7 protein-coding genes are annotated in these 12222 nt (G+C 42.2%); 2 read left to right on the forward strand and 5 right to left on the reverse strand.

The window, feature by feature from the left end; translation table 11 throughout:
- Positions 1-136: 136 nt before the first annotated feature.
- The 3 genes from GGD38_RS14695 to GGD38_RS14705 form a co-directional block, all read right to left on the reverse strand.
- Positions 137-2425 (reverse strand): BamA/TamA family outer membrane protein, encoded by a 2289-nt coding sequence (locus GGD38_RS14695; protein WP_375296997.1) that lies wholly within the window; start codon positions 2423-2425, stop codon positions 137-139.
- Positions 2412-7547: a translocation/assembly module TamB domain-containing protein gene (locus GGD38_RS14700; protein ID WP_375296998.1), complete on the reverse strand. Its 5136-nt coding sequence runs from the start codon at positions 7545-7547 to the stop codon at positions 2412-2414. Before GGD38_RS14700 ends, GGD38_RS14695 begins: the two co-directional genes overlap by 14 nt.
- 190 nt (positions 7548-7737) lie before the next feature.
- Positions 7738-8667: a YihY/virulence factor BrkB family protein gene (locus GGD38_RS14705; RefSeq protein WP_375303840.1), complete on the reverse strand. Its 930-nt coding sequence runs from the start codon at positions 8665-8667 to the stop codon at positions 7738-7740.
- A 185-nt stretch (positions 8668-8852) separates the two neighbouring features.
- Here GGD38_RS14705 and GGD38_RS14710 point away from each other — a divergent pair, with 185 nt between their 5' ends.
- The gene (locus GGD38_RS14710) at positions 8853-8999 is read left to right on the forward strand and encodes a lmo0937 family membrane protein (RefSeq protein ID WP_375296999.1); all 147 of its coding nucleotides are present in this window, start codon (positions 8853-8855) and stop codon (positions 8997-8999) included.
- A gap of 166 nt (positions 9000-9165) precedes the next feature.
- Here the strand turns inward: GGD38_RS14710 and GGD38_RS14715 are convergent, their stop codons facing one another.
- Both GGD38_RS14715 and GGD38_RS14720 read right to left on the reverse strand, forming a co-directional pair.
- Positions 9166-9510 carry a hypothetical protein gene (locus GGD38_RS14715; RefSeq protein WP_375297000.1) on the reverse strand — a complete coding sequence of 115 codons (345 nt, stop codon included), beginning with the start codon at positions 9508-9510 and terminating at the stop codon, positions 9166-9168.
- A 230-nt stretch (positions 9511-9740) separates the two neighbouring features.
- Positions 9741-10208, reverse strand: a complete 468-nt coding sequence (locus tag GGD38_RS14720) for a PA2169 family four-helix-bundle protein (RefSeq protein WP_375297001.1) — start codon at positions 10206-10208, stop codon at positions 9741-9743.
- Between the two features lie 322 nt (positions 10209-10530).
- Here GGD38_RS14720 and GGD38_RS14725 point away from each other — a divergent pair, with 322 nt between their 5' ends.
- On the forward strand, positions 10531-10836 hold the full coding sequence (locus GGD38_RS14725; protein WP_375297002.1) for a DUF6496 domain-containing protein: 306 nt from the start codon (positions 10531-10533) through the stop codon (positions 10834-10836).
- Positions 10837-12222 lie beyond the last annotated feature (1386 nt).

Raw genomic sequence — 12222 nt, forward strand, 5'->3', positions numbered from 1 at the left:
AACTGAATAACTCAATAACTGAACAACTGCAAACAGTGAACTATGAACTGTGAACTATAAACTGAGAAGGAAATCCTTTATCACCTAAATTTAACTTTCCACGCCTCGTCAACTTGTTAACCTGTTAACCCGTCAACTAAAACGGATACCCTATAGCCAAATTAAATATCAAATTTTCCTTCCTCCACTCGCTATTCCACTTAATTTGATTAATTACCCAACGCTCGCCTTCGGGCAGCCATGGTTTTCGAATGGGAAAGGCCAGATCGAGGCGTAACACCAAAAAGCTGAGATCGAAACGAAGCCCCACACCTGCACCTGCTGCCAGTTCCTTATAAAACTTACCAGAGAACAAAGCCCCGGGTTTATTCTGATCATCTGTATACAACCATACATTACCGGCATCAACAAATACAGCACCCTGTAAAATACTAACCAGCGGAATGCGTAGCTCTGTATTCAATTCTAATTTAATATCGCCGGGCTGCTCGGCCAGCAAACCATCTTTATCAACCGGTTCGTATGTACCAGGCCCTACCGATCTGCTTCTAAAGGCCCTGATACTATTGTTACCGCCCGAAAAGAATTGTTTTACATATGGCAATTGGTACGAGTTGCCATACGGCAAACCAATACCTGCATATATTCTGTTGGCCCATACCGTTTTTTCACCCACCTTGCGGTAAAACCGAAAATCACCATGCAAGCGGGTGTATTGTGAAAACGGCGTACCTAACATTTTTACAGTATCGCCTTTTTTTACATTGGCGCCGGTAATGAGGCCGGCAATGTTGCCCGAGAGGTCGATGCCGGCATTTAAATAAAAGCCATTTACAGGCTTATAATTGAGCACATTCGTATAGGTATACTGATAATTGGAACCTATTATAAACTGTGTATCGGTGGCATTATACAGGGAAGGATTGTGCATGGCGCTGTCAGTATATTCCGGCGTTATGTTCACGGGCCTAACATAGTTAATGCTAATGGGGTTCAGCTCATGTTCTTTTTCAAGGCTTTCTTTCCAGTTATAACCATAACTTATTCGAAAAGAGTTCATGGTATATAATTTCTGCCTTTGCAGCACATCGTAACCCAGCGTTATTGTTGTGCGTGGCAGAAAACCGCCTTTTGTATTGAAATTAAAGAACGGTACCAGGAAACGGGGGAACGAAAACGACGGTTCTATACCATAACGGAAGGTATTGTATCCCCTGAACTGTCCACTGTATTGAACTTCAAAACCGGCCGATGCCTTTATGGCAAACTGTTCACCGCCTCGTAAAGCATTACGGTTTCGCCAGCCAAGCGTAATGTTTGAACCCGTAAGGTTATTTGATTTTGTATTGCCATTCACTTCCAGCCGCAACGATTTCTTTGGCATACGGGTAAGATAATAAAAAGCGTTCAGCTGGGCTGAATCGGTCCGTGGCACCACTTCAAACCGGTTCTTTACAAATTTAAAAATGTTCATACTTATCAACCGGCTGATGCTGGCATTGTGATCGGTGCGGTTATAAACATCACCGGGGTTGAAGGCCATTGACTGCTGAAACAGTTTTGGCTTAAAGATCTTTCTTCTGTCAACCACGTAATATCCTTTATAGAAAGTGGCGCCGGCTTTACTGGTATCCATTTGCCCCGGCTCAAGATTAAAACCGGTAAATATAAACACATCGTTTATGCGATATACTTTTCCTGCATCTTGGGGTGTAGTGGGCTTAACGGTTACAAAAAGATCAACCTTGTTCTTACCAATAGTAGTATCGGCTTTTACCAATATAAAATCGGGATTGAAGAAATAAAAACCATGTTCTTTCAGGTAGTTGTCTATCCGCAGCCTTTCGTTGGTGATCACCTGCAAATCGAACGGGTCGTTTGGCTTCAACAAAGTTTTGGGCATTGTTTCCCTTACAGCTTGTTGTAATACCGAGCTATCGCCTTTAAACTCCACTTTTTGTACATGGTATTGGGCGCCTGTTGTAACCGCATATTCAGCGGAGGCCTTCTTTCTTTTTACAGTAGTATCACCTTCTACCTTTGCATTGAAATATCCTTTATTTATGAGGTAATTGTTCAGCACCTGTACATTGTGGTTCAGGTTAACCGAGCTCAGGAGCACCGGCGGTTGCCCAAATTTTTCTCTTATCCATTTACCCGGTCCCTTCTTTGCCTGAAAGGCATTATATATATTCAGCTTAAGCGGTATGCCCAATATCTTTTGGTTAGGCTCGGGGCGCGTAAGCGGCCCAAGCTGTTTAGTCAATGCCTTCCGCTTTTTCCGGCTCTCCTCTTTGTCTTTAATAGTTATTTTGGCGCCGGTATATAATGCATCACCGGCAGGCACTGTTTTGGTGCTGGAACAACTATATAACAAAATTATACTTAGTGCCAGCCATAAGTAATATGAACTAAATGTCTTCACGCTTTTCGGCTTCCCTGTTTTCGGGTGATAGAATATAGGTTTGTGGTGGCGATGGTGGTGTTGGCTTTTTTTGCTCCAGCTCACGTAGTTTCTGAATCCGTTGACGTCTTTCTTCCCTTGCCTTTTTGCTTAGGAAAAGGTTTTTGAATTTATTATAGTCGAGGGTAATAATAAACCCTACACCGGTTTCAATAACATACCCTTCAATTACACCTTCGTATTCATTCTTGCGATAGGCGCGTAACATATACCGGCGGTCCTGGCTTAAACTGTAGTCTACAGCCACATTACCTGCAATGTTGCTTGTATTGCGGTTGGTGTTTTGTGCGCCTTCCAGTTCAAAGTTGCTGCCTACCGATACGGTTAGGCGGTCGTTAAGCAGCCGTTTCGACAACCCCACATTCAGATCTGTTCGGGTTTGCGCGCTTCCGGTTGAGTAATCATCAAATGACGCTACATCAAAATTCAGATCAACGCCCTGTATCAGGTCGCCGGCTAACTTATTCAGTTGTTCTGTTAATAATTTACTGGCGCTTTGGCGTGCAAATGCTTCTGCTGTTAAACCACCTGCGCTGCTTTCAAACGGATTTTCCCCAACAAAGCGATTCAGTAGCAACAGCGCAAACACCTGCTTATTCAGCTCCGATGGTTCCTGCCGCAATTGAGTAAGCCGGTAATTGATGGTAGTGGCAGCACCTCGCGATACTTCATTACTTTCTTCGGGCAATTGTATATCAAAACTCACTTTTGGTTGTAACAACTCGCCTTCCAGTTTCAACAACACTTCAAATGGCAAACGTTGCAGGTAAACATTCCGCGAATTTTCTTCCTGGCCGGTAACCTGGTTCTTTACAAGGTCCATAGGCGCCGCCTTGGTTTTATATACTGCCGTAACAGTGAGGTCGGCCTTGGTAGGTTCGCCGTTCCAAACGATCTTACTACCTTCCTGTATCTCAAATTTGCGCCGTAATAAATTATAGCTAAGCTCATAGGCGCCACTGGTTATTTCGTAAGAACCAGACAGTGTGGTTTTACCACTGGGGTCAATACCACCGGTAAGCAAACCTTCGCCCTGCATACGAATAAAGTCGCCATTACCTTCATCTACTACCATACTAAAGATAGCCTCTTTCTTTATTTCTACGTTGGCCGAAATATCGAGCCCGGTAATACCCGATTTGTTCAGTGAATCGAACCCAAGCTGCATATTCCTGAATAAGGTATCGTTCTCCGGCGCATCCATATCAACAAACTGTACAATGCCTTCGCGTTTTACAACCGAGGGATCGGTTTGTGGCAGCACCACGGTAACATTTGTTTTATCGCCAATGGTTATATTTCCATCTACAACCGGGCTGGCGTTGGTACCCTTTATATGCATGTTGCTGCTAAAGATCAATTGTCCGTAGTAGAGCTTATTCTGGGCCTTTGTGCTGTTCATTGCCTGGAAGTCGGTAGCGCGCACCGTAAGATCGAATTTGTATTTAGAGAAATCGGTGGTATATACCATGCCATCTATGACAGCTTTATGTTTTGCCGAATCTTCAATGGTAAAACTATCGAAGCGGATGCCCTCGTTATTAACAGCTATTGTTTCATCTTCAATATTGAAGTAGCTGTTAAGCATACTTAAATTAAATTTCGTTTGCCTGAAGTTGAGTCCGCCATCAATATTGGGTTTGGCAAAGGAGCCCGACACATCGGCTTTACCGGTAATGCTGCCGCTGGCATCTTTAATGGCGCCCATAGTGGCGCCTTCAATAGAGGCCAGATTCAGTGTATCGAGCGCCACAGTAAATTTGAAATCGTTGCCATTCACCGGCTTCATATAAAAATCGCCCTTAACGGTAGCGTGGTTGCCGCGGCCGGTTAATTCAATATTGGCATTTATTATATCGGGGGTAGTGTTCTTTGCTTTTACAATTACATTACCAACAGTATCACCTTTGAAATTAAGATTAGCCACTGTTACATCGCCTGCAAATAAAGGTGTCGTTGTAAGGTTATATAACAACACCTGCCCATCGAGTGTTCCATCAACTCCCAGCGAATCGGAAGTAACAAAGGCCGCCAGTGTTGAAATTTGAAAACTGGTAAAGCTGGCTTCGGCAGGTGCATTGAGCATATTACCGCGACTCTTTAAACTGAACTGTTGAAAATTGTGGTTTAGCATAAAATTGGTTACCCGCAAATCGTTATTGGCCAAATGAATAACATTATCGGGCGCTACCGTCCACACATCGTAATTCAGCAACAGGCTGTCGTTTTTTAAACTGATATCATATACCCCATTTTTCGGTTGCTGTAATACACCGGGAATGCTGTATTGAATACGTCCGCCCTGATCGTGCATGCGGGTAAGAAAATCAACTTTATTATTGGCCACATTGGCTTTTAACAACGCATTGTACACCGTGTTACCGCCAAACTGAATGGTGCCCACAGTGGTGGTTGCGTTCAATACACTATCGCGGCCCGCCGCCTGTAGCTTCATATCGTTGATGCTGAGGCCATCGGCTACCAGTATGGGCATTTGCGCATTGGCCTGCCAGCCGCTATCACTTGCAAAATGAGCATTTACTTGCAGGGTTTGAAATTGCTTTAGCGTTGGTACCGCTGCTTTTAATGCGGCATTATCTACTACGTACACCGATACCCTGAAATTATAAGGTTCGGTTTTAGGTGTTCTTTTGGTCACCGTTGGTTGTTGTGTGGCAGGCATTATGGAGAAATAAGGTTGAATGGCCTGCAAAAAAATATCGCCGAGTTGTGTTAGCTTATATTTGCCGGCGAGACTGGCCTTTGCAATATCGCTTTCAATAGTAATACGGTTGCTATCGGCAGAGCTGCTGGCATCGATGCTCAACGTATCAACCTGCAATCGCTCGTTACCGGTTACCAACAGGGAATGAATGATATCCACATTGCCTTGTAAACTATCGGGATTTATACTTGCCAGATCGGCTTTTATTTTTCCTCTGTAAACAAGTTCCTGCGTTGTTAAATGTAACGGTTTGGTCTTTATGCTATCTACTTCCACATCGGCCACCAATGCCGGATCGCTGAGCGCCAGGTTTAATGAAATATTCCCTGCCAGCCTTATGTTGTCATCGGCAATGCTCACATTGGCTTTTGCCTGCTGATCTTTAATAGCAGCATCGAGGTTTATATTCTGATAATTATACTTCTGAAATACTACCGAGGCAACCGTCCCTTTCAGAGTTGCATCGGCCGTTTGCTGCGTTAATCCTTTACCCTGTACCTGCATATTGGCCGACACGGTTTGCAGACCTGGATTTTTAAGTATTGCACCGGCCTGAACTCCCTGCGCCTTCACCTGCATATTATATGCAGCCTTCTTTACATCCTGGTAATTGGCCATGGTGCCATTGAGCGCAATATTACCCGATGTACTTTTCACCTGTACATTTGCGCGCATTTGGTTTCCATTTCCTTTAACCGTGCCTGATAGTTGCACGGTGGCTGGTATTTCAATTTGCTTTTGTATTGACGCAGGCAGAAAACGCGCAGCATCGGCCCGGGTGGTTCGGATCTCGTTGATGCGCACATCGCCATATAATTTATCTATAGATGGCAGGCCAACAACGGTTCCAGCCACATCGATCTTTGTATTCTTCCAACCCTGTATCTGCAGCACGTTTGCAGTAAGATTATTTACCCTGCCCTTTACATTCGCATTGATGCGAAACACGGTTGAAGGATCGCTGAATATGGGTTGACTTCTTAGCGCCGGAACAAAGAACAAAATATCTTTATTTGATACATAGCAGTCCGGCAGTACAGCCTGCACCTGCAAACTGCCAATATCTTTTTGTACAGCTTCCAGTGAAGGGTAATTGAGGTGAATGGTATGTTTAATACGGGTGCCCGGGGTTTGAACCAATAGCTTATCGGCATACATCTTTTTATCGGTATATACCACATCGCCCTGCAGCCGTTGCAGGGTTAAACCACTTTGCTCTTTAAACCCTACCTGTTGTATAGAGGCGGTTATTGAATCCTTGTCCATTACAAAACTGCGGGCCTGTAAAGTAAGATCGGTTGCATTCAGATGCGCGTAATCAAGTTCTTTTTTCTTCCGGGGCTGGGCTTCATCATCGTATTGCAAAGATGTTTTTCGAATGTTCACATCGCGTAAATTCACCAGCCAGCTTTGGGCCACTACATCTTTGGCTTCTGTTACTGCCTTTTCAGCCACCAGTTTGGCCCCTTCTGTTTTTCCCATCAGCACTTTAGCTTCGGCGCCTGCCAAACGCAGGTGGTCGAGAATAACGCGGCGGCCATTGAGGTCGGCGGTATTTACACGCGTGGTAAGGTCGTTAAACTTTGCAGTGGTATACAAAGCCGATACATTGTTGCGATATTCAACGTCGATGTTCTTTAATCGTATATGTCGCAAACTAATGGCCGGCATGGGCGCTGCGGCGCTATCATTGTTCACCACATCTTCTACCGTAACCAATGGTTTATATTGGTACATACGGGCAGTAAGCCCGTCGAGCACCACAAAAGGCACATTGTATTCCTGTTTTACGGGATCGAACTTCTTTATATTACTGGTAAAATGATGTAATTGTATGGCCCAGTCGTTTCCTGAAATAGTGTCTTTATAAAGGAACCTGATATTATCGAGATACAGGTTATCGATACTCATTTTCATTGCTGCTGCAGTATCGGTGGCATTTTTGGGTTTTGTTTGTTCGGTTACAAATGCATCTACAATAAATTGAAAATTAAAAACCGTATCGGGCAGTTGCCGTTTAATTTTAGCGGTGAGGTCCTGCAGACGCAGATCGCCGATCTCTACTTCGCTTTTTATTAGTTTGAACAAACTGATATCTGCTTTTATACGGCCTCCATATAAAAGGGTGTCCTTTGTTTTATCTTCTACGTAAATTCTTTCAAGCACAACTGAGGAGGGAAAGCCAATGCGCAACCGGCCAATTTCAAAACGGGTACCCAGTTTGTTTTGCAACCAGGCCTGCACTTTCTTACGCGCAAAATTTTGCACCGGCGGCGTTTGTACAAGCACTACTACGAGTAGTAGCAAGGCTACAATGCCCAGGAAAATTTTAAACGTTATTTTAAGCGCTTTCTTCACATAAGTAGCTTTAGAGTACTGTATTTACCTACGCAAAAATGAATACCAGTTATTCATTCAGGAATTCCGCTTCCTACAATAAATAATTAAAATACCTATGCCATTGCAATTGGCAGATGCGATCTGTCGCGCGTTATAACGGTGGGTCAGGTGGTGTAGAAAAATGTCTACGTTAAATATAAGCAATCGCCTATGAAATATGCGACTCCCCTACTTCTTTTGCTTCATGTTTAACAATAAATACTGCAGTGCTTATGGGTTTAATGCCGGTACCGTGGCGTATAGAGTATATTTTCGTGAATTCGGCCCCAAAGTACAGGATGAGGGAAGAATAATACACCCACACTAATATCACTATTATGGAACCGGCAGCCCCATAGGTAAGCCCTACGTTAGATTTACCGATGTATAAACTTATCAGGAACTTACCCAGCATAAATAACAATGCGGTAAAGGATGCGCCAACAACGGCATCTCTCCACTTAATGGTTGCATCGGGCAGCACTTTGAAAATGATGGCGAACAAGGCCGTTATCACTGCAAAGATCAGGGCCCAGTTCAAAATGTAAAAAACAACGATGGTTACGCTTTTAAAATAATACTGCAGCTTTTCATTCAGCAGTTCCATAATTGCATTAATGATAAGCGAAACCAGTAAAATGAACCCGCAACTAATTACCAGCGAAAAAGAAATAAGCCGGTTGATGATGAACTTGAGCCAGCCCTTTTTTGGCTTGGCGCGTATTGACCAAATGTAATTGATAGAACCCTGTATTTCAGTGAACACACCGGTGGCGCCCAATATCAATAACACTACACCAATAATAGCGGCTACCACTGTTTGATTGCTGTGCTGCAGATTGGCAATGATGCTTTGCACCTGCAACGCAGCGGCCGGCCCTATGAGTAATTTTATTTGATCGTATAATTTTCCTTCAACTGCATCGCGGCCCAGAAAGATGCCTGCAAAGGATATAATAACAACAAGCATTGGCCCCAGGGCAAAAATGGTATAATACGATAATGAGGCGCTGAGTTTAATACAATTGTCATTGAGAAACTCCTCGACCGACTGTTTAAAGATTTTCCAGGTATTTGCCATTATCTTAAAGATGATCATATTGCATACCAGTAAAAAGAATGTTCCCGCTTCAATTAATGGGGGTATTAAGTGGTTCCCTGAGCAAAAACTTCTACATCAACTGCTGTATAATGTTGACTGTTTTCAACCATACGTGTTGCGCTTCTATGGCAATAGATTTTTATAAGTAAGGATATATTACGCAACCTAAAAAATTGTTCACCATGAGAAGTATATTGTATCTTATTGCAGTGATTCTGGTAATAGGCTGGATATTAGGTTTCTTCGTATACAGTGCAGGTGGTTTAATACATGTGTTAATTGTATTAGCTGTTATATCGTTAATTCTCGGTCTAATGCGCAGCACGTAGTTCAATCCTTAATATAGTAAGTCTAAAGAAGTAAGACCCAGGCTACAGCGTAATGCGTTGTAGCCTTTTTTAATGAGCACCCTATCAAAATCTAACCCGTATACAAACAAAAAGGCTGCAAGAAGATCTTACAGCCATTTAACAGGTATCTATAGTATAAATAAAATTAGTTGACCATCAGCTTTTCGTTTCGTGATTCAACATCTAAGATGAACTTGTAAACAAACGGATCGGCCAATGTACCACAGCCATCGATTAAAGTTCCTTTTACACCATCCGAAGTTTCAAGTACGTATAAAACTGCGCTGTCGTGGGGGTCGGAAAAACCTTCAAAGCGGAATGAGGTAACTACTTTCACATCATTGGGGCCATACAGCTTCCGGGTTGTGGATGATTCCAGTCCTTCACGGGTAGCTATAAAATCCTCCTTATATCCATCGTCCACCACCTTGCTCAAACACGACACCATACTTTGTATATATGGTGTGGACCTGTTTATATCTGCTTTCATACCCATTTCATTTAATCATAATTATAAAAATTTTTGCCAGCGTTTTACCGGGTTACTTTCACCAAAAAGTGTATTAAATTCCCCACACACCTGTTAAAATCCCGCATATAATCAACAATTTGAAGGTTTTGGGGACCTAAAACAAACAGGCCAGGAAAGCTAACTTACCCGGCCTGCGTTTTTGCTCTACAGTACTAAAGCCACTATTTTGAAGAATTTCTGATTTAAACTTACCGTGTTACTTCGTGTAAATCCCTATACTTTTTGATCATATCATGGGCGTTTCTCAAAGAGGCTTTTTGGCTTGTAATTAATTGACGCAGGTCAGTTGGCAAAGGAGCGTCTGAGGCCAGCGCCTCGTCATAAGCCTTTTGGGCTGCGTCTTCACCATATTCACAAGATGCCAGTAATGCATGGCGGTCTTTACCGGTGAACATATCTTTTACGTTCATCCATGCCCTGTATATTTTACCGCTTGTTGTGGTACCTGTTGCAGGTTCGCCACCCAAACGACCAACCTGAGCAGTAAGCTCAATGGCGTTTTGACGGCTTTCATCGGCCAGTCGTTCGAATATGGTCCTAAGATCAACGTCTACTTGTTTTGTATCTTCTGAGGCTCTTGTATAACCTGCAGTACGATCGTTATTAATTCTTATAAGATCGTTCAATACCTCAACTGTTTCCTTATTCTGTGCCATATAATCACATTTTTAAGTTTGCTAATAGTAAATTGTATTATACAACGTGATGCATCACACGTAAATAGCCACAAGCTAAAGTTGCCATTGAACATCACGTTAGCGTAATTACACAGTATTTATTTAAAAAATTATTCCCCCTTGTTTTACAGACATCTATGATGAGAAAGTAATTTGAATGGGAAACCGCTTCTACACTTTGTCACTATCGTTGTATATAAACAACAATATGTATAATGATACAAAAACATTGAATCGTTGGCATAGTAATTTGCAAACTATTTAAGGTATTACTATTCAGCAATAATTTAAAAGTATAGTTATGGCTAAATATTCAAAAAAAGCACAGAAAACAGTTAAGAGCGCCATGCACCGTAAAAAGAAGGGTACATTAACAAGTGGGCGCAGTGGCAAAAAGGTAACCAGCCGTAAACAGGCAATTGCTATAGGGTTATCAGAAGCACGCGAGAAAGGAGCAAAAGTGCCTAAAAAGAAAACAGCCAAAAAGAGAACAACAGCTAAGAAAAGAACAACGGCTAAGAAGAGGACTACGGCCAAAAAGAGAACGACAGCTAAGAAGAGAACTACAGCTAAAAAGAGAACGAGCAGGAAAAGAGCGAGGTCTTAGTTCTTAGTTCATAGATGCGAGTTGTTCAGTTATTCAGGTGTTCGGTTTTGTTTGGCTTCGCTGCGCTTGCCATTGACCCTGGCGCTGGCTAACGCCAATTTTTTCTCCGGGCTTCAGCGGACGAAGCAAAATATGAATTCACATATATGCAAGAAGCTTCGCATTGAAGCTTCTTTTCATTTCAACATATCAAAGATCATTTCATCAACATTGGTCTGCAGGTGTTACCAGGTTCGCTCCTCCCGATAATACTGATCGATGCACACCTTTGGTTGATATAACAAATGTAAGCTCCTTTTGTACCCATTTTTGAAAAATGGGACGGTGTCCTCGAAAACATGTGATGAGCTTCGGAAAACGGTGTGACGAGTTGCTGGCTAGTGGCTAGTGGTAAGTGGCTAGTGGGTTCCTGTTTCAAGGCTCGCTATCCTCCGAATTCGCCGAATTTCCCACTCGCCTTTTCCACACTTTCTTTCAGTCTTCTTTTACACTCAGTTTAGACTTAGCCGGAACTTGTTCGCAAATTTGCGAACACGCTTCGCAAAATTGCGAACACGCCTGGGAGCAGTTTCGAAGAAGGCTACAAGAGGTCCCGAACAAAGCCTTGCAGTGTATTAACTTTCAATGAGATGCATCATGGCTATTTTTCAAAGCATGTGTCAACCATGTGTCAATCATGTGTGTTTCATTGGTAAAGCATACCTTTTGACACATGCTTCACACATGGTTCACACAAGGTTCACACAACCTATAGAGGTCTAAGTACCCACTTACGGATAATTGAAAAAGAGGGGGAATAATTCAATTACAAGTCTTTTGGACTGAAAAAAAAAGGGACTGTTTGTTCAATTGGAAGTTCTTCCAATTAAAAAGAAGGAATTGTTTTTTCAATTAGAAGGTCTTTCAATTGAAAAAGAAGAAGAGTTTTTTCAATTGCATGCACATCCAATTAAAAAGAATGTACAGTTTTTTCAATTGCGTGCACATCCAATTAAAAAGAATGTGCAGTTTTTTCAATCAAATGCTCATTAAATTAAAAAGAATGAGGATTTTTTTCAATTAGAAGTTCTTATAATTAAAAAGAATTTACATTCCTTTCAATTGAATAAGCATCCCTTTAATAGAAATGAATTGATTTTCAGGCATTTAAACATCGGCACGGCTGTATTTTATATAGAATTGTATTTGTGCCGGCCTGCATCAATTGTGTACAAACAATGCTTACCATCCTGCATTATTAACTAACCGGCCATTTATTCTAACTACGCATACAGCATAACGATACAGTTTTTAAAGAAGTAAATAAGCATTCAACCTGATCCGGAAAAGCGCCTTTGAGAAGTGCTGAAAATAAAAAAACCCGATGTAGAAACATCGGGAGTCCTT

Origin of the sequence: Niastella sp. OAS944 (assembly GCA_024809215.1) — a bacterium.
In the GTDB taxonomy this organism is placed as follows: domain Bacteria; phylum Bacteroidota; class Bacteroidia; order Chitinophagales; family Chitinophagaceae; genus Niastella.

Bases quoted from the DNA above. Each gene is read 5' to 3' on its own strand.
- GGD38_RS14715 (WP_375297000.1), bottom strand. From the start codon at position 9,510: ATGAAAGCAGATATAAACAGGTCCACACCATATATACAAAGTATGGTG.
- GGD38_RS14725 (WP_375297002.1), top strand. From the start codon at position 10,531: ATGGCTAAATATTCAAAAAAAGCACAGAAAACAGTTAAGAGCGCCATG.
- GGD38_RS14705 (WP_375303840.1), bottom strand. From the start codon at position 8,667: ATGATCATCTTTAAGATAATGGCAAATACCTGGAAAATCTTTAAACAG.
- GGD38_RS14710 (WP_375296999.1), top strand. From the start codon at position 8,853: ATGAGAAGTATATTGTATCTTATTGCAGTGATTCTGGTAATAGGCTGG.
- GGD38_RS14720 (WP_375297001.1), bottom strand. From the start codon at position 10,208: ATGGCACAGAATAAGGAAACAGTTGAGGTATTGAACGATCTTATAAGA.